Source organism: Parabacteroides sp. AD58 (genome assembly GCF_023744375.2).
GTDB classification, from domain to species: domain Bacteria; phylum Bacteroidota; class Bacteroidia; order Bacteroidales; family Tannerellaceae; genus Parabacteroides; species Parabacteroides absconsus.
This window is the reverse complement of sequence record NZ_CP146284.1, coordinates 1,555,526-1,574,521: the sequence shown is the minus strand read 5'-3', so window position 1 is coordinate 1,574,521 and position 18,996 is coordinate 1,555,526. Positions and strand designations below refer to the sequence as shown.

At 38.9% G+C, this 18,996-nt stretch carries 20 protein-coding genes and 1 pseudogene; 8 read left to right on the top strand and 13 right to left on the bottom strand.

Going from position 1 to position 18,996, the window contains the following annotated elements; all coding sequences use genetic code 11:
• Window positions 1–39: 39 nt before the first annotated feature.
• Together NEE14_RS06985 and NEE14_RS06980 are read right to left on the bottom strand one after the other, a co-directional pair.
• Window positions 40–2,247 carry a BspA family leucine-rich repeat surface protein gene (locus NEE14_RS06985; RefSeq protein ID WP_262922373.1) on the bottom strand — a complete coding sequence of 736 codons (2,208 nt, stop codon included), beginning with the start codon at window positions 2,245–2,247 and terminating at the stop codon, window positions 40–42.
• Between the two features lie 12 nt (window positions 2,248–2,259).
• Window positions 2,260–4,779, bottom strand: coding sequence for a BspA family leucine-rich repeat surface protein (locus tag NEE14_RS06980; protein WP_251967946.1), 2,520 nt, complete (start codon window positions 4,777–4,779; stop codon window positions 2,260–2,262).
• An 872-nt stretch (window positions 4,780–5,651) separates the two neighbouring features.
• Between NEE14_RS06980 and NEE14_RS06975 the strand changes: the two genes are divergently transcribed.
• The 3 genes and pseudogenes from NEE14_RS06975 to NEE14_RS06960 all read left to right on the top strand — a co-directional run bounded on the left by NEE14_RS06975 (window position 5,652) and on the right by NEE14_RS06960 (window position 6,877).
• Window positions 5,652–5,993, top strand: coding sequence for an ISAon1 family transposase N-terminal region protein (locus NEE14_RS06975; protein WP_251967945.1), 342 nt, complete (start codon window positions 5,652–5,654; stop codon window positions 5,991–5,993).
• A 162-nt stretch (window positions 5,994–6,155) separates the two neighbouring features.
• Window positions 6,156–6,356, top strand: a pseudogene (locus NEE14_RS06965) (TraQ conjugal transfer family protein); the annotation flags it as partial.
• Entirely contained in the window at window positions 6,353–6,877 is a 525-nt protein-coding gene (locus NEE14_RS06960) for a glycoside hydrolase family protein (RefSeq protein WP_251967944.1), read from the top strand. The pseudogene NEE14_RS06965 and the gene NEE14_RS06960, both read left to right, overlap by 4 nt.
• A 372-nt stretch (window positions 6,878–7,249) precedes the next feature.
• On the opposite strand, the gene NEE14_RS06955 is transcribed toward NEE14_RS06960, so the two are convergent.
• From NEE14_RS06955 to NEE14_RS06900, 11 genes are all read right to left on the bottom strand, one after another.
• Entirely contained in the window at window positions 7,250–7,555 is a 306-nt protein-coding gene (locus tag NEE14_RS06955; RefSeq protein WP_251967943.1) for a hypothetical protein, read from the bottom strand.
• A gap of 53 nt (window positions 7,556–7,608) precedes the next feature.
• Window positions 7,609–7,812: a hypothetical protein gene (locus NEE14_RS06950; protein ID WP_204482179.1), complete on the bottom strand. Its 204-nt coding sequence runs from the start codon at window positions 7,810–7,812 to the stop codon at window positions 7,609–7,611.
• 62 nt (window positions 7,813–7,874) lie between these two features.
• Complete coding sequence (locus NEE14_RS06945; RefSeq protein WP_205112214.1) at window positions 7,875–8,114, bottom strand: DUF6956 domain-containing protein; 240 nt, start codon at window positions 8,112–8,114, stop codon at window positions 7,875–7,877.
• On the bottom strand, window positions 8,111–8,332 hold the full coding sequence (locus NEE14_RS06940; RefSeq protein WP_072543831.1) for a DUF3873 domain-containing protein: 222 nt from the start codon (window positions 8,330–8,332) through the stop codon (window positions 8,111–8,113). Before NEE14_RS06940 ends, NEE14_RS06945 begins: the two co-directional genes overlap by 4 nt.
• A gap of 2 nt (window positions 8,333–8,334) precedes the next feature.
• Window positions 8,335–8,550: a hypothetical protein gene (locus NEE14_RS06935; protein ID WP_072541306.1), complete on the bottom strand. Its 216-nt coding sequence runs from the start codon at window positions 8,548–8,550 to the stop codon at window positions 8,335–8,337.
• An 11-nt stretch (window positions 8,551–8,561) separates the two neighbouring features.
• Window positions 8,562–8,819, bottom strand: a complete 258-nt coding sequence (locus NEE14_RS06930) for a hypothetical protein (RefSeq protein WP_251967942.1) — start codon at window positions 8,817–8,819, stop codon at window positions 8,562–8,564.
• Window positions 8,820–8,845: 26 nt separating this feature from the next.
• Window positions 8,846–10,126 (bottom strand): PcfJ domain-containing protein, encoded by a 1,281-nt coding sequence (locus NEE14_RS06925; protein WP_251967941.1) that lies wholly within the window; start codon window positions 10,124–10,126, stop codon window positions 8,846–8,848.
• A 1-nt stretch (window position 10,127) separates the two neighbouring features.
• Window positions 10,128–10,538, bottom strand: coding sequence for a PcfK-like family protein (locus NEE14_RS06920; protein WP_022217992.1), 411 nt, complete (start codon window positions 10,536–10,538; stop codon window positions 10,128–10,130).
• Window positions 10,539–10,545: 7 nt separating this feature from the next.
• Window positions 10,546–10,803 carry a DUF6926 domain-containing protein gene (locus tag NEE14_RS06915; RefSeq protein WP_251967940.1) on the bottom strand — a complete coding sequence of 86 codons (258 nt, stop codon included), beginning with the start codon at window positions 10,801–10,803 and terminating at the stop codon, window positions 10,546–10,548.
• 18 nt (window positions 10,804–10,821) lie between these two features.
• Complete coding sequence (locus NEE14_RS06910) at window positions 10,822–11,040, bottom strand: hypothetical protein (protein ID WP_013619456.1); 219 nt, start codon at window positions 11,038–11,040, stop codon at window positions 10,822–10,824.
• A gap of 236 nt (window positions 11,041–11,276) precedes the next feature.
• On the bottom strand, window positions 11,277–11,624 hold the full coding sequence (locus NEE14_RS06900) for a hypothetical protein (RefSeq protein WP_013619458.1): 348 nt from the start codon (window positions 11,622–11,624) through the stop codon (window positions 11,277–11,279).
• A 1,004-nt stretch (window positions 11,625–12,628) separates the two neighbouring features.
• Between NEE14_RS06900 and NEE14_RS06895 the strand changes: the two genes are divergently transcribed.
• Genes NEE14_RS06895 through NEE14_RS06875 form a run of 5 tightly spaced genes read left to right on the top strand, consistent with a single transcriptional unit; the run spans window position 12,629 to window position 18,986 of the window.
• Window positions 12,629–14,032 (top strand): metallophosphoesterase, encoded by a 1,404-nt coding sequence (locus NEE14_RS06895; RefSeq protein ID WP_251967939.1) that lies wholly within the window; start codon window positions 12,629–12,631, stop codon window positions 14,030–14,032.
• A 4-nt stretch (window positions 14,033–14,036) separates the two neighbouring features.
• Window positions 14,037–16,352, top strand: coding sequence for an ATP-binding protein (locus NEE14_RS06890; protein WP_251967938.1), 2,316 nt, complete (start codon window positions 14,037–14,039; stop codon window positions 16,350–16,352).
• A gap of 21 nt (window positions 16,353–16,373) precedes the next feature.
• Window positions 16,374–17,162: an ABC-three component system protein gene (locus NEE14_RS06885; RefSeq protein ID WP_251967937.1), complete on the top strand. Its 789-nt coding sequence runs from the start codon at window positions 16,374–16,376 to the stop codon at window positions 17,160–17,162.
• A complete protein-coding gene (locus NEE14_RS06880; protein WP_338578824.1) occupies window positions 17,143–17,367 on the top strand; it encodes an ABC-three component system middle component 7 in 225 nt (74 codons plus the stop codon). Before NEE14_RS06885 ends, NEE14_RS06880 begins: the two co-directional genes overlap by 20 nt.
• The gene (locus NEE14_RS06875; RefSeq protein WP_251967936.1) at window positions 17,361–18,986 is read left to right on the top strand and encodes a DUF2326 domain-containing protein; all 1,626 of its coding nucleotides are present in this window, start codon (window positions 17,361–17,363) and stop codon (window positions 18,984–18,986) included. The genes NEE14_RS06880 and NEE14_RS06875 overlap by 7 nt, the downstream gene beginning before the upstream one ends.
• Window positions 18,987–18,996 lie beyond the last annotated feature (10 nt).

Below are 18,996 nucleotides of genomic sequence, written 5' to 3'. Positions count from 1 at the left end.
ATAACTCTTTTACTCTTTCTGTTTTGAGGTAGATTGTTCCTAATATTCCTTAAGACCATATTTCGCACCGTAAAGCTGCAGTGCATCTTTAACTGCCTTCTCTCCGAATATTTTTATCATATCCTCCAAATCGTATTTCATCGCTTCTTCGTTCAGAGGAGTGAGACACATGACGCGCGACTCCATGTCGCGGTAGTCAGGCAGTCTGAGGAACATTCCTTTTGTAGATTGACCACACAGTCGCCATGCCGTTATCGACTGACGGAACGAGGTCGCTTCGCAGAACATATAGGCCATATCTTTGACATTTGAGATGTCCCATTTGTCGAGCGGCTGATTAAAACTTTTCGCCTCGTTGAACATACAGTACATATTCTGTACGTTCGAGACATTCCAATCGTTTAATGGTTGGTTGAAGTTTGATGCTTCGCTAAACATCTCGCGCATATCCTGCACATTTGAGACATCCCAATCGTTCAACGGCTGGTTAAAACTCGTTGCTTCGCAGAACATCTCACGCATGTTTTGTACATTCGAGACATTCCAACTGTTCAGAGGCTGGTTAAATGCCGATGCCCTTACAAACATCTCTCTCATATTTGTGACGGCAGATACGTTCCACGCACCGACAGATTGGTTGAAGCTCTTTGCCATATCGAACATGTGGCACATGTCGGTAACACTGGAGACATCCCACGAGTTAAGATTCTGATTGAAGGAGAAGGCACGGTAGAACATGCACTTCATGCTTCGAACTTTTGAAACGTCCCAGCCATCGAGCGGCTGGTTGAAGTGCTCTGCGCAGGAGAACATATTACTCATGTCTGTTACGCTGATCACGTTCCATTTCCGTAAAGGCTGGTTAAAGCGTTCGGCTTCGTTGAACATGAAACTCATATCCGTAACAGATGAAACGTCCCAAGCTTCAAGCGGCTTGTTAAATCTGTGCGCCCCTTCGAACATGTGGGACATATCCCGCACGTTGGAGACATCCCATCCACTTATGTCGTGGTTGAAGTAGATTGCGCCGGCAAACATATGCTTCATCGTTACGACATTTGACGTATCCCATGTCTCGATACCGGTAAAGTTATTGCGTTTAGACTTTCGAAAGAGGCCTTCCATGTCTGTTATCAGAGAAGTGTCAATATTGGCAAGCGGTATTTTTGCGCCCATGTCCAAGAGTTCTATAAGCTCGCGTTTTGAGCGGGGCTTGTGCTTCTCCGCATCCGTGCTTGCGCTGACGAAGCCTTGCAGCTCCGGATGGGCAGTTTCAAGCTCACGCTTATATTCTGCTGTGTGCTCGCTGCCGTAATGTGAAAGTTCAGTGCATACTTCCGCAGGGTTGAGTTTATCCAGCTTTTCTTTCAGCCTTGCGCGGCAATTCTTTCTGGTTGTAAGGTGGAAACAGAGTGTCAACGTCTTGACGTCGGTGAAGAGCGGAGTGTAAAGGAACATGTTGTTTACGTCACAGAACCGCGGTATCAGCCACATATCTAGCGGCTGGTTGAAACTTCGTGCGTTTTTAAACATACGTTCGGCATCTTCGATGCGGCTTACGTCCCAGCGGTCGAGCGGCTGATTGAAGCTTTTCGCACCGTCGAACATGCGTAACATATACCGCACGTTCGAGACGTCCCAATCGTTCAGAGGCTGGTTGAAACGTACCGCCCCTTCAAACATTCCTTCCATTCTAAAGACGTTCGACGTATTCCACAAACTGATATTCTGATTGAACTTGGTGCAACCGGCGAATGTCCATGCCATTTCACGAACTTCCGACGTATCCCATTTGTCGAGCGGCTGGTTAAAACTCTCGGCTTCGCAGAACATACATGAAATGTTACGGACATTTGAGATGTCCCAATCGTTTAGCGGCTGATTAAATTTACCGCAGGTACCGAACATCGACTCCATATTCGTTACGGACGAAACGTCCCAATCCTCTAACGGCTGATTAAAATCACTGCAGCCACAAAATATGCACTCCATGTTCGTCACGGATGAAACATTCCAGTTTCCAATGGGATGGTTAAAATGCTTTACCCTGTGAAACAAGCGTTCCATCGTAGTGACGTTCGACGTGTCCCACGTTTCAAGCCCGTCGAAGTTTGTGCGTATTGAATCGCAAAACAGCCAACTCATATCAGTTATCAGAGAAGTGTCGATGTCACCGAGGTAAATGCTATCATCTTTCACTAACTCCCTTAGTTCCTTACTACAGCGAGGTTTGTATTTTTTAATCATAATTACTCTCCATTATTTTTGTAAATACTCATTAAGACCATATTTCGCGCCATAAAGCCGCAGCGCGTCCTGAACTTCCTTCTCTCCTAATATTTCTATCATCTCCTGAAGTTCGTATTCCCGGTTGTTCCCGTCAAGCGCAGCAAGGCACATGACGCGTGATTCCATATCGCGATAGTCAGGCAAATCAAGGAAAATACCCCTCGTAGACTGACCGCGCAGCTTCCATGCTGTTATTGGCTGCCGGAACGAGGTTGCACCGTAGAACATACAGGTCATATCTTTGACTTTCGACATGTTCCAGTGGTCGAGCGGCTGGTTAAAACTCGACGCATCGTCGAACATCTGTACCATATTCTCGACATTCGATACATTCCAATCGTTCAGTGGTTGGTTAAAGCTCGATGCTTTACAAAACATCTTGCTCATGTCCTGCACGTTCGAGACGTCCCATTCATTCAGCGGCTGATTAAATTTTTCCGCCCCATCGAACATCTGTGTCATATTCTTGACGTTTGAAACATTCCAATTATTCAGAGGTTGATTAAAGCTCGACGCATTACAAAACATCTTGCTCATGTCCTGCACGTTCGATACGTTCCAATCATTCAGGGGTTGATTAAATTTTTCTGCCCCGTTGAACATCTGCATCATATTCGTAACGGCGGAAACGTTCCACGAGCCGACAGGCTTGTTGAAACTAGATGCACCGTAAAACATGAGAGACATATTCCGCACATTTGAAACGTCCCAATTGTTCAGTGGCTGATTAAAGCTTGACGCGTTGTAAAACATCTCGAGCATGTTCTGCACGTTCGAGACGTTCCAATCGTTCAGCGGCTTGTTGAATTTTTCTGCCCCGCCGAACATACGGCACATATTCTGTACATTAGAAACATTCCAATTATTCAAAGGCTGATTGAATTTTTCCGCGTAATAAAACATCTCAAACATGTTCTGTACATTCGAGACATTCCAATCGTTCAACGGCTTATTGAATTTGGATGCCCAGGCGAACATGCGAGACATATTCTGCACGTTCGAGACGTTCCAATTGTTCAGTGGCTGATTAAATGTTCTCGCCCAGGCAAACATCTCGTACATGTTCTGCACATTTGATACATTCCAATCGTTCAACGGCTGATTAAATCTTCTCGCCCCATCGAACATGTGCGACATATCCCGTACGTTTGAGACATCCCAGCCGCTTATGTTGTGGTTGAAGTATTCCGCGCCGGCAAACATGTTCTTCATCGTTACGACATTTGACGTATCCCACGTCTCGATACCGGTAAAGTCTCTGCTCTTAGAGTATTGAAAGAGACCTTCCATGTCGGTTATGCACGACGTATCAATCTTATCAAGCGGTATTTGAATGCCCATATTCAATAGCTCTATCAACTCTGGTTTTGAGCGAGGTTTGTACTTTCCCGTTCCCGTAACGGCGTGGATTGGGCCTTTCAGTTCCGGATGAGCAGCTTCAAGCTCGCGCTTATATTTCGCCGTGTGCTTATCGCTGTAACCCAAGAGCTCGGCGTACACCTGCGCAGCGTCGAATCTTCCGAGAACTTCTTTCAGATACTCGCGGTATCTCATTTTGTTGGTATGAGCGAAGTTGAGCGTCAAAATCTTGACGTCGGAGAAGCACGGAGCGTTCAGGAACATGTCGTTGATATCGCAGTCTCTCGATATCTGCCACATATCGAGAGGCTGGTTGAAGCTCGTCGCGTTCTTGAACATCATTTCTGCTGTTTCAACACGGCTTACATCCCATTTGTCGAGCGGCTGATTGAAGCTCGACGCCCCTTGGAACATACGCCTCATAAATTTTACATTGCCCGTCTTCCACGAGTTAAGCGGTTGGTTGAAGTTTTTTGCACCGTCGAACATTCCATCCATATATGTGACCTCCGACGTATCCCACGAATCGATATTCTGGTTGAACTCATAACATTCGAAGAAAGCGTACGCCATTTCTTGGATTCCTGATGTATCCCATTTGTCGAGCGGCTGGTTAAAGCTTTTCGCACCACCCAATATGCATGTGATGGTATAAACCTTTGAGACATTCCAAGCGTTAAGTGGCTGATTGAAACTCTTTGCGAAATACAGCATCGCTTTCATGTTATATACGTTTGAGACGTCCCAGCGCTCAATTGGCTGGTTGAAGCTGTACGCCCAAGCGAACATGGAATTCATACAGTGGACATTCGAGACGTTCCATTTCTCAAGTGGTTGGTTGAAGGCCGGTGCTTCGCAAAACATGAATGTCATATCCTCCACCTTCGAAACATCCCAGTCCCCAATGGGATGGTTGAAATATTTCGCCCTATAAAACATTCCCTTCATTGTGGTCACGTTTGAGGTGTCCCATGTTTCAAGTCCGTCGAAGTTTTTACGTTTTGAGTCTTTAAACAGCTCTGTCATATCCGTAATCAGGGAAGTGTCAATATCACCGAGATGAACGCTTTTGTCGTTCACTAACTCCTTCAACTCCTGCAGAGACTTGGGTTTGTATATTTTAGCCATCATTAATTCCCTTATTTTGTAAATACCAAATAAAAAGTACACATTCTACTAACTGAAAAGTGCACCAACAAAAGATATCTAAAGAAATAAAAGAAAGGCGAATAAATCAATTGGATAAATTAAATTTGAGTTTCTTTAACTGAAAAGGATTGTTTGGTAATTATTGATAAGAAAAACTGTATGGGTGAGTTTGACTACCATGAGAGTTACTAGATAGGCAAGGCGTACTTTTTATCTTTTGTTTTTGAGTTATGCAGAATATGTTTAATATAATGCTCTTTTATCAATTAAATAACTAATTTTGTATTTGAATAGAGGCAACTCTTTTCAGGACATATTAAAATATGAAGAAGCGTTATGCTTATCTTGTAATTGGAAACCTGAGAAATTTTCAAATGAGCAAAGATAGCATAGTGGTTCTCACGCTATAGCGTGGGCTGCTATTGTTGTATCTGCTCATTAGGTTTTCTCAGGACCTCCAATTAAGTCCATATTACCCAATCTATGAAGTCAGGCGAAGAACTTGGTTATGCGCTCATCCTTGCCAATGTTCACAAAATAGGACTTCAAAAATTGGAATTTATGATAAAGAAACAATAACACATAGCCATGATGAATAAAAACTTATCAACCCGATTCTTTTTATCATGTGACTGTTTGTTAAAGCGATAATAACGGAAATGAACCGATTACTCCAATCAGTCTTGATAAGACTGATTGAAACGGACTTCTACCATTATTAACGTAACAAATGGAAGTGGCAACACTAGTTTGTCAATAAAAAATGAAAACATATTAAATGCGGATCAACGTAAAAATATGAGGGGTAAATTCGATAAAATCGTATCTTTGCCAACAACAAATCATTATCAGTTATGGAAACCAACGGTTATCGTCTCCTTCTTCCGGAAGGGACATTGGATTATTTCATCATCTCTGATGTAAAGGAAAGTAGTACCGACATTATCATTTTCCTGGAAGAGAAAAATGAGGTTCCCAGTGAATACTCGAATATGAAAGTGGAAAGCAAGGGATTTTATGACCCGGTAGTGGTTCAGGACTTCCCGATACGTGGCAAGAAACTTTTCCTGAACATCCGACGTCGCCGATGGATTGTTAAGGATGATGGACGCTATGTAAGCCGTAACTGGAAACTGGTCGCTGAGGGCTGCCGTATGACGCATGATTTTGCGTCTTTTTTAAAAGAACTATATTGATACACTTCCGGTAAGCTGCAAGCTTTTAGGTTTTCTCTTCGGTGTAAACGGAGAGCTGCTTGAACGTCAATACCGAAACCATCTGAGCGGTTACTTGAGCTGGGAACAGCTCTCACATGCGGAAGAGTGGATTCTTTTCGAGAAGAATATTGGTACATATGTTACCTGCTGGAGAACGAGAAGTTCCGTCTGTACTACACCTCGCAATGCGATGAAACACAGAATTTCATAGTGGTCGTGGAGGATAACTTCGGCAACTCCCATGAAATGGAGTTTGATTTCAACAACTCCAACACTTCAGAAACGGAAAGCGACAGTGTGCCAGCCGTCAGTCCGTCCACTTCCAAACAAATCCGTGAATGAGGTACAGGATGTTGTTACTGCTCTGTTTCCTTTCGTTGGGCTGCACTTTGTCGGCACAGGAACCTGAAAGGGAAACAGCCAAGGAAGCAAGGATTTTCAGGTTGCCGGAATTTGAGAGGGCATTTTTGTGTGTACGCTATTTTGAGGGCTGGCACTCGGAAAAGAACCATCCTTATGTCGGCTGGGGGCATTGCCTCCAGCCGGGCGAGAAATACTCGGCACGCACCATGACAAGACAGCAGGCTGACGAGCTGCTGCGGAAAGACCTTCGGAAGTTCTGCGCCATGTTCCGGCATCTGGGAAAGGATTCGCTGCTCCTGGGTACATTAGCTTATAATGTGGGACCGTTCCGGCTCTTGGGCAGCGGAAAGATATCCAAAAGCAAGCTGATCCGAAAGCTGGAAGCCGGTGACAGGGACATCTATAAGGAGTATATATCCTACTGCCACTACAAGGGGCGGAAAATCCGCTCGATAGAGCGGCGACGGAAGATGGAGTTTTTGCTGCTGTATGAACCGTAAAAACTGACAAAATGGCATAAAATAATTGTCATTATATAATTGGCACAGTTTTAGTATATATAGTTTTAGATTTTAGGTGTGTAAGCCACTAAGCACCTAAGTATAGATTAGTGGTACGGAGAAGTCCGGATAAACATAACCTTAACATCTTGTGATTATGAAATTTGAAATTTCAGAAAATGAGTTTGCCAAGGTGATAGAAGTAGTCTTGGCATTTATTGCTGGACTGCTTTGCTAAAAGCTAAAAAGAGGTTGTTTCAATGAAACAACCTCTTTCATATTATTGGAGATGGGAACAGCGGTTTCTTTGCTACTTTCTTTGTCCGCCTTCTGCTCACCGAAAGAAAGTAGGGCGGCTCTCGCCGCCTCTGCCTAAAGTCGGGTGTAAAGTCCCGTTATATCCGTGAAAATCTGCTGGAGCATATCAAAGTACACTCCCTCGTATTTGGCTATCTCCTTGACCCTGATGTCCGCATACTTCGTCAGTGTCTGACGATAGAAATACATGGTGTATGTATCCGTATCCTCGTCCAATATGATTTTCAGTCTGTTGGCTGACGTCTTGTTCCTTGCAAGGCTCATTTGTAGTCCGTTGCCCAAATTGATATAGTTACGGCTTCCCGTCATGACGGTAAATCCATGACCGCCCAACTGCTGTAAGATTGTATTCGCTATCATCTGTATATGAATTTAAGTTATTGCCAATGGATGGCTTTTGCCACCCGATTTTTTTATACGTTCATGCTCTGCCTTATATGTTCCAATGTGCGCTCGGCAATGGGTCGTGTTTCCTCCGTCCAAAGGTCATAGTCATGTACGGATATTCCCACACTCCGCAAGTCACGGATATAGCCGGACACATAATCTCCCGTAGGGAGGTAAACGAACTGCATCCATGCGTCCCTGCTGTCTGTCAATATAAAATAGTATTTCATGCTCTTTCTTTTTTATGGGTTGTCTGTTTCGGGTGCGGGCGGTATTGTGTACCGCCACACCTTTAGTATTCTTTCATTTCGGCAATGGGGGTATATTTTCTGAGCCATTCCACCACATGCACCATGTTGTATTCTGAAGTGATGACTGCCGTATGTTCGCTTATCGGGGTCATTCTTGTACTTTCGTAGCTCTCTATCCACTCCTTTAGTGTTGCCACATCACAAGTATCGGTACACATCATATCCAAAATTCCGATAGGGTCGCTGAATGTCACAATCAAAGTATCATAGTATGCTGTCATAATCTGTCCTCCTTTCCTTTTATCCATTCGTCACGCAGGTGTCTGCACTCCTCCAATGTCGGTCTCACGCAGGAGAAAAGTTCTCCGTCCGTGTGTCGGTAGTCATATTGGAAAAGGGTTGTTCTTTTCCGTCTGATAGTCGTTTGGTACTTTTCGTACTTCTCAGTACCTGCCGTCTGGCAGGTACTTACTCCGTTGATGGTCATTCTTGTTGTCATGGTCATTTCCTTTTAATGGTTATCTTTCCTATTTCTTTTTCGGGGTGGGTATCGAAATCCCAGTCCACTTCTTCATCATCCAATGTGGTGTGAATGTTTCCGCCCATTACCAAACCGCACTCTTTCATTACGAGTTCTCTTGCTTTCGTTCTGCTATCGGCTTCTACCTCGAACACTCCCGAAAATACAAATCTTGTATTTACTACATATTTTGCCATATCTGTATCGGTTAAAATTCAACAATCAGCAGTCGGTTCTCCATTACCTTTTCAGGGTTGGTTATCATCCTTTGGGCTACCCAAAGGTGATGCGCTCCGAAGCCGTAGGCGAACAGCCTTCCGAAGTTCTCGTTTTCTGAAAGTTTCGCCATTGAATTGCGGATTTCCTTTTCACTGAAACTCAAGGACAAGGTGTTTATCAGACTGACAAAGATGTCGGTAACTTTCTCGTCCCATAATATCAGTATGTTTTCTATCTTTATTTCCATATCATGTATATTTTGAAGTCTATAAATCAAGCACTCATCCGTTTGCGGATAAGTTCGGCATTGCTCTCTACAAGGCTGATTATGCGGTCGTGGTATTCGGTATTGGAATTACATACACCTCTGCTCTGTACCACCTTGAATGTTGTCAGTGAAACCTCTACCGTTTCAATGCGTTTGCCGTTAATGGTTGCGGATAGGATAAGGGAGTCTGTCCTCTTGTGATAGCTTCCCACACAATGGTGCATCAGTTTTCCTTCAAGTTGCATTTCCGCCACACTCTCAATGACCTTTACAAGAATAAGGTTGTCGGTAAACACAAGTCCGAAAAACTTGCCTTTGGACTTCAGATAATTCTTTTCGTCCTTGACCAACTGCTCCCTGCGTTGCTCCGCTCTTTCCCTTTCAATCTGTTCTTCACGTTTTCTGACAAGTCGGTCATGTGCCTTTTTCAAGTCTGTCGGACAAACATATTTTGGGCAGTGGGTGTCTTTCCCGAAATGTCGGAGCAGTCTTACAAGGTCACACCACATGGAGGCATCTGCAATATGATAGCCGTTTCGGATACAGATTTTTATGGAGTTCCAATATTCATGCAAATTGACATTTGAAATGACGGCATATCTGAACATTTCTGTCTGTCCCGCTTTAAGCAATGTTTCCTTTTTGCTGTCCGTCAGAATGGCGGTAAAAAATTCGTATGGGGTCAGTTTGTGGAATGCTCCCTTGAAGCCGTTCCGCCTTAATTCGGGAATGATGCGCATTGCCGGATAAGTCTTGTATGCGTCTATGTTGTATGCTTTCAGCATCTTGTTGCTGCGCAATTCCATATCGCTCCATTCAGTCCAAAAGTCATAGTACATCGTGTGCATGGCTCTCAGTCGGGCAATAACCTCGGTCTTTCCGTTTGGGGCAATCCACCACTGCACCACCTCCCGAATGGAATACTCTGCCTTCTGTCCCACCTTGCATGTTACACTTACCATAAAGTAGCGCAACACTTGATAGCCTTTTCGGGTCGTAATGATTTCATAATATGTGCTGTCCCTGAAAACTCTCTTTCGGGTATCAAGCATTTCAAGTTCCTTTCCGCAAAGGGGACAGCTACAGCCACATATAGTTTCCGCAAGAGTGTGTCCGCCTTTCCAACGATGTCCACATTCCGAACAAGTGATAGTTCCGCCTTTTGTGCGGTAGGCATGATGCTTGAAGCAATGTTCAAAAGCGTATGCTTTCTGCTTGTCTGTCAGTTCGGGCAGTCCGCTTGACAAACGGACTACCTCTTTCTGTATGCGTGTTCTCGGTTTCATATCAAAAATCAAATAATGAGGGTTGGACTTGTGTTTCTTTTTTCGCTGTCGGCTTGTTGCGGTTCTGTAGCTTTTGGAGTTCCATCTGCTGATATTGGGCAACCGCCTTTCTCCTTGCTTCCTGCTTTTCCTCTTCTGTCAGTTCCACCACATGGTTTACAACTACTTGACATTGTATAGGCTTGCCTACTTCAATCTCGTTTTCATCGTAATAGTGAATGGCTTGTCCGTATATCTCTCCGTCTGAAAAGCCGTTGCAACCACTTTTCTGCACATAGTTCAGAATGTATGTGACACAATCGTCTATGTTCTTGGCTGGGTTGCGGTAGCTTTTGGCGAATAGTTCATCTTCCGCTGCTCTCTGCTCCAAAAACATCTGTATGGTTCGTTTGAAATGGTCTGTTCCTTTCATCATAATCTCAAATTTTAGTCGGGTTGTCGTTCAAATAAAGTATCTCGCAATCTTCCACTTCTGTGGGAAGTCCGAAAAGGGGGTAATGGGTGAAATAAGGCTGTGCGTTCCCTTCTTCATCTGTGGGGGGTGAAACATCTTGTACTTGCCATTGCTTCATCCATCTGTCTATTGTCTGAACTTCATCGTCTGTGAGTGTGGTTACATCACCATTGATGATGTAGGCTAAACTCCATGTGGGTATCTTTTCCGTTGTCCTGTTCATATCCGTTCCTTTATGTGGTCAGACAATCTCTTGTAAAATCTCCGTGTGGTATTGTGGAGGACATTCCACCAAAAGAAAACCGATAAAGTCCTTTCTCGCTTCCTTGTTGAGTTCGTGGTATAGCCTTCTTAGGGTTGAATGGTTGCCGTTGATGTAGGTTTCCACCATATACTCAAAGATGTTGTCCACCTCGTAAAATCTGCATTGCTGCGCTGCTGTCTTGCTGTATCGTTTCATAATGTTATGCTTTTGGGAGTTAATTCAAAGTGTCAGTAGCCATAGGAGAAAGCCGAAAATGGCAATGAGGAATATGATGAATACCATTACATTGATAACCATTCGGAATACTCCACAGACTATTTCTCTGATGATGTACCAAAGGATATTGACTATCCAAAGGAAACAGCGCAACAGAAATGCGAATACTGCAAGTCCAATGGATTGCGCTGTCTGTCTTATGTTCATTGCTGCTGTCATTTTGGGTGTCGTTTGTCAAGTTCTACAATTCTGTCAATTCTTCCGTACAATATCTTACGGAGTGCCGTCTTGTCCATAGCCTTGTATTCTCTCCATTGTCCGTACTGGCTTACAAGGAATGTCCTCAGTATGTCGGAGAAGTCAAACCGCCATCCTTGCAATGGTATCGCACTTTTGAAATAGGTATTGCCGTTTACCTTTTCGGTTATCCAATTCTTTTCCTCTCTGTTCAGCACCTCGCCATTGTTCACTTTCATACGAAGTCTGTAAACCTTACACTCATGTAGGCTTTCCAATGTCGGAACTTCCCACTTCACGAATTTTGTTGCTACTGCTGCTTCCATATCCATTTGTTTTTATTTTTAATGCGGATTCGAGAGCTGAGGGAGTTGAGTTTCCAACCTTATATGCCTCCCGTTTATCCGACATTTTTTTTAATGCGTCTTTCTGTCGCTTCGGTCGTTTTCGTTTCGGGTGCTTCAAAAAAGGTAGGGAGTGGGTAGAGCAAGGGTTTTCAAAGAAAAAATACTACCCGTAGGGCTGGAGATTTTTTCTAAAAACCATTGAGCATCCCAATCCTGGATTTACCTTTGCACCCAGAACGGGAACGATCCACCTGATGCGACTGCCTGAAAGACCATCAAAATGGAGGTAAACGGATATGGAGGCATATTGGATATGAAATGTTTCGGGAAAAGAAAGAAAGGAAATCTCAAAAAGAAGGGATACGGAGAAAACGTGAAACCGGCAAACATTCCAAGAAAGTATGTTGCAACCGTGTGGCTAAACCTGTTTAGTTATGCGGTTGCAATTTTCTTTCCGGTTTGCCGTCATGGGTAATGGCACTTTTCATTTATGGAAGGTGTGGTTACCCATGACTTCCGTTTTCGATTAGAGGAACCGACAAAAAAAGAAAATCAACAGGTAACAGCCGTAAAAGCACCGCTTGTGGCATAAGCAAAAAAAAGAAAGGGGCCTTGCATCATCAGTCTGAACATGGTTCAGGCGTGACGCAAAGCCCTTTTCTATGCTTATGCAATAGTAGGAACATGGTCGTCAATTTATTGATGATGATGTCTTTACGGAAAATTCACTTTCCAAAAATTGGGTCTGTAGAGGTTAAAAAGCTGGACTTTTATTTCTAAATAAGCTATTTATATGTTACTTTTGCATACAGAGAACACACATGTAATATGAAGATTTACAAAGTATAAGTAATCTATTACATTAATATGTATTTGATTGTTTTTCTGTTTTCCTAAAATCAACTAATAGTGTGATAAGAAATCAGAAAATTAATTAGAATATATAGTAGAAGAAACATATTAGAAACAAAATAAGATTCAAAATGAATATACATTATTCGATTTTGCATATATCTGATTTACATAAAGGTGAAAACAATAATTTTGACCATTTGTTTGCGTCTCTATGTAATGATGCGGATTTATATGATCGAGATATACCTAAACCTGAAATAATTGTAGTCAGTGGTGATTTAGCTGAGGGAGCCAATGGAGATGGTGCTGAAGAAAAAATAATAAAGCAATATGAGGAAGTCGAATGCTTTCTAAACAGATTGGTTAAGCATTTTCTTAAAGGTGATAAATCTAGGATAATTATTGTTCCAGGAAATCATGATATCTATAGGGGAGCAACAATTAGAAGTATGGAAGCAATACCAGAAGACTTAAGAGAAGAAGCAAAAGGACGATATCTAAATGGTGATCCTAATTATCGTTGGAGTTGGAATGATTTTTGTTTCTACTTTATCAATAATATGGCTGAATACGTGTCTCGCTTTAAATTTTTTATTGAATTTTATAATCGGTTTTATGACGGTATTCGCACTATAGATGATTGTGATATGTTAAACTTAGTCATAGATTTACCCCAATATAATATTGCATTTGCAACATTTAATAGTTGCTATAGAATTGATCATCTAAATCAGATTGGAGCAATAAACACTAATGCAATTGCGCAATCTCAACCCCAATTGTCAAAGGCATACAAATATGGTAGATTCATTGTCGGTGTATGGCATCATAATATATCTGGAATACCAACTCAAACTAACTATTTAGATCCAAGGATTCTTCATAGTCTTATGGATTTCCATATACAATTAGGCTTGTATGGACATCAACACCATACCGAAGCTCTATATCAATATCATGATATTTTTAAGCAAGGTCAAATGACTTTGATCAGTTCTGGTTGTTTGTATGGACGTGGTAAAACTATGCCTGAAGGAACACATTGCCAGTACAATATTTTAGAAATAGAGCAAAGCGATGAAAAAGTAAATGTTACATTACATGTTAGAGAAGATGAAACTGGATGGGATATTCCGTCGTGGGGAAGGAAACAGATAAATAGCAAAGAGTCTTATTTAATGGAGTTTAGTTTGCCCAAGATTGACTATATAAAAATTTTATCAGATAATATAGAACTTGCAAAAGAGGGTAAAGATTATAAAAATGCAATAAGGAATCTTATCTCTATTCGTGATAAAGAAACTTCGGCTAACAAGTTTATAGATGAGTTCTTAAAAGAGTTAAGTAACGATGAAATATACAATATTAAGTTTGTGCCACAGACAATTTCTCAGAAAATCTCTATTTTGGGAGCTTGTCTTGAAGCGCGTGATTGGTCTTCTTTTGATAAAATTGTTGATGAAGTGAAAAAAGATGGCATTAAAAATTTGAATATTGATTTATTAATTGAAGAAGCTGAGAAAATTAGATAATATTATGAGCGATATACCATTTAACGTACAAATTGATCATGTTTTGGATCTTTTGTGCTCACAAATATATGATTCACCACTCTCTTTACTCCGAGAGAATGTACAGAATGCTTATGATGCAATTCTACAGAGACGTCATAAAGATTCTAATTTCAAAAATCCTGAAATTCGTATTACGATAGATGGTCATACTCTTTCAATTTATGACAATGGAATTGGCATGGATGATAAGGGTTTGAAAAGTCATTATTGGACGGCAGGTTCCAGTGGTAAAAATAATCCAGAAGCACGGGCGGCAGGAGTTGTTGGAACGTTTGGTGTTGGTGCAATGGCTAATTTTGGAGTTTGTACAGAGTTGAAAGTTGAATCTAGATTATATGGTACAGATATTACATGGACTTCTGGCGTTAAAAAGGCAGATTTATCTCTTACAAATAATTGTATTTATATATCAGAAAGCAAGGAACAACGTTCTGATTATGGTACAACCGTTATTGTAACAATATCTACTGACTTTATTTTAACAAAAGAAAAAGCTCTTAATTACCTTAAACCATATGTCTGTTATCTATCAGTTCCTGTATATTTGAATGATGATTTAATTAGTAAAGATTCGTATGATTTAACTATAAGTGCAAATTGTGTAGATAGTAATGTCTTACATTATAAAAATACTTCATTTGAGTTTGATTATAGAGTAATTCTTAATAATGGTGTACCAATATTACCACAATGTAAAATAACAAACATCATTTATAATCATTATAAAATAGAAGGTGATATTTGCTTAAAAGCATCAGATACGGTTTTATTTGGATTGAGAAACTCCTTTGGCTTGGCACCAATTGCAGTTAATTCAACATTTCATTTAAATGGAATTGTGAATCTTCTTACTTTAGTGCCAACAGCTGGTAGAGAAGCTGTTAGTAGAGAAAGTACTTCTTTTGTATCAAAGATTATTAGAATTGCAGATGATATAGTAGCTAATGAAATAGCGAAGCATCCAATGGCGAATAATTCACGTGAATTGCATGCTTATATTAGAAGTAACAGAAGATATGATTTAGCTGGATTCATTGAAATACCTGTTGGTAAAACTGAAGTAAGTATTAAATTGAAAGATGTACAAAAAGTAATAGATGGTAAAACTGTATATTACTTTAAAGGTAACAGTAAAGATGCATTAGAAGCTTTAAAAGATAATTCAAATATAATTCTGACATTTAGTAATGATTATAATCGTGCACATATTCAGCAACAAGTTTTGATACAAAAGTCAATTCCTGAAATAAAAGATGATGTACGTATAAAAAAAATATACAATGATCTCGAATTGGAATCTGCAGAAATTGCAATTTTAATGAGAACGCGTATGGTTATAGAGGATGACTACTCATTAAGTAATTTCAAGTTGTCATATGCAGATATTAGTCATAACTTATCTATTTACCTACAAGAAGAGGACGGTATTATTCACATACTTTTTTCACGTTCTTCAACTGAGTTTGATTATCTAAAAACTGTATATAAAGATAATTATGCACTTTTTGAGCAGTTTATAAAAGATATGGTAAGAACTAGATTATATCCTAGATTTTCCAATTTTCTTCCTTCTGCAACAAAGGAAGGGGCAGATGCATTGTTTGCTTACTTTCAAAAGAAGCGAGAACTTTTCACTATTGAAAATGGAGATCTTGGAGATGTAGAAGATATGATGAGTGATTATCTTGCTGGTAAAAGGAGCATGCAGGATATTATAAATGTAGCTCGTGCTAATAAACAAAAGCAAAAACAAGAAGTAAATGCACGAAGTGTAGGTAGTGTTTCAGATGTACTAGGAGAGCATATCGAACCTAAAGTTAATTCATTAAATAATGATATCGATCCTTGTATGCCTATGCCTCCCATTATGCGATTAGACAAAAATATAGACTTTAAAGTGTTAAGAACTGATGCTATTAATCATGATTTGAATAATATTAAGTTGTTCCTTTCTTTGTCTGATAAGTTATATAGAGATTATGCAGAATTCTTTTATCAACCGCACACTACCAATGTAATTTGGAGTATGCATCGTGTTATTTTCTTTTTTACACATGCATCAAATAATCTAACTCTATATTATCAGTTGGATTTAGATAAGCCTCTTGGAGATAATGTAAAAGGAGCTAAAACAATCCCAACAACAACTATTATCACTAAGAATAAGATTTTTATACCAATTGTAGATGATATGGTTGATTATTTCAATGTAAAACAAGGTGTATTAAAATTTATGGTAAAATATGATTCTGTTAGAAACACAGATGACAGAAGTTAAAATAAATTTGCAAGAATATATATGGTTAATTTTGATACATATTGCATTGATAGAAGGAATCCAACACCATCTGAATATTACCTATATTTAGAGGAAGTTGATAGCTGTTGTCCTAAATGCGGAGCTCCATTTTCTATAACTAAAGCGGGTAGATATGTTAAGGGTTGTGAGATAGCTCATGTGTTTCCTAATAGTCCAACTCCTGCGGAAAAAGTTATGTTGAGAGATGTACGGACAGCAGGAGTTAATTCAGAAGATCCATTAAACAAAATAGCTTTGTGCCATAATTGTCACAAATTTTATGATGATAATAAAAGCGTTGAATTGTATAATGAGATGTTTGATTTAAAAGCTGCAAAACATAGAGCATTAGAAGCAAAAAAACTTATTGCCGATAAAAATATAGAATCTGAAATTTCAAAAATCATTAATAGACTTGGCATTATTTCTGATTCTGAAATAGGAGAATTAGAAAAATTGGAGTATAACGCTTTGAAAGTCTCAGAAAAGATAGAAGATAAATATATGTTAATGCGACGAAGAATCGAAAATGAAGTCTTATTATACTTTACATTTATAAGGCAAGAATTTTCAAATTTACCTTATGGATCGTTTAGTTTTGACACTATGGCTTTCAATATTAGACATGCATATTGTATGTTAAGAGATAAAGGATTAGATAAAAAAGAAATTTATAAACAAATGACAAATTGGTTTGAACGTAAGACAGGCTGTGATGTAGAAGCTTGTCAGATTATGGTGTCATTTTTTGTCCAAGATTGTGAAATTTATGAAGAACTTTCCAAGTAAGCTAATACCTGTAAAAGATAGTATATTAATGTCTATGCTTGAAATTGTTAAATTAATACCTACTGATGGTATTTCATGCATTCAATTACAAAATTCAGTATCTCATACTATGGATGTTGTAGAATTTGTTGAGGCCATGACAAATCTTTATGCGATTTCTTATATATCCATAGATGAAAATCAAATAATTAGAACGATATGTTAAAAGAAATAAAATGCGAGCAATTTGCTCAAAAGACTATATATCTGCATAATGGTCTCAATGTAATTTCAGGTGATGAAAATGCTTCAAATTCAATAGGAAAATCTAGTGCTTTATTAGTTATAGATTTTGCTTTTGGTGGATTTACTTATGCCAGACAGGATGACATTTTGACTAATGTAGGTCATCATGATATATTTTTCTGTCACGTTTTTAATGGAATAGGATATTATTTTAAAAGGAATACATCTACACCAAATACTATTTATGTTTGTAATGATCAATATGAGGTAATAGAAGAATATTCCATTGAAAAATTTTATTCTTTTCTGTTGCGAAATTATAAAATAAGTCATAATTCCCTTTCTTTCCGAGATTATGTTAGTCTTTTTTCTCGTATTTATGGAAAAGAAAACCTAAATGAAAAGAAACCTTTGGATTTAATAACAGGTGAAGCTGGAAATAAATCAATTATTCGTGTTCTTAAAATATTTGATAAATTTGATGATGTAGAGGAACAAAAATTGGTTAAAGAAGAAACAGCAAGGCGTTTGAAGACGTTTAAATCTGCTCAAGGTATGAAACTTGTTAGTCAAACACTTTCAAAAAAAGACAGAATAGAAAAAGAACGTGAAATAGAAATATGTAATACAGGGATTGAAAGTATTACTTCTCAATTGTCCAGTATGTCTGTTAATTTAAGTAATCAGCAATTGGAAGCGATCTCTATTCAAAAACAGCAACAGCATATACTTGAAACATTATTGTCAAAGCAAAAATATAAACTTTATAGATTGGAGAGGAGCTTAAATTTATCAAAAGAAAAATGTGTTGTTGATACAACGCAATTATCTATTTATTTTCCAACTATAAATATTAAAGAAGTAGATAAAATAAATGATTTTCATGAACGGTTAATAGGAATATTAAAAACAAAAATTATTTCAGAAATAAAAACATGTAAAAATCTCATATCTGATTATAATATTCAAATGGAGCATCTGAATAAAGATATTGAGAGTATTTTAAATAGCAAAAATGCTGTATCCTTGGCTGTTGATAACTTAATAAAGCTGAAAACGCAAAAAGATAAACTAATTAAAAACATTGAAGATTCCGATAAATATAATCAATATAATCAGGATAAAAAAACAGCTGCGGAAAATTTTTCAGTAATGATCCATAAGGTACTAACTGATATTCAACAACAATTAAACAATGAATTATCTGCACTAAGTGAGAGCGTTAGTCCGCGAAAAAACTCACCTCAATTTGCATTACATGAATCTTCATACGATTTCTTTATACCCAATGACACGGGGGCTGGCTCTAAATACAAAAGTACAATTTTAACAGATTTGAGTTTTCTACATCTAACAGATTTGCCTTTTGTTATTCATGATACAATTCTTTTTAAGAACATTGAAGATGATACTATAGATAACATTATTATGAATTATGCCTCTTTCAAATCAAAACAAGTATTTATAGCATTTGATCATATCAATTCATTTTCTAAAAGAACTGTTGATATATTAAAAAAATGTACAGTTTTAAATATAGCACCAGGGGGAATGGAACTATATGGAAAATCATGGAATATTCAAACAAATAATAAGTGATAATAATGGT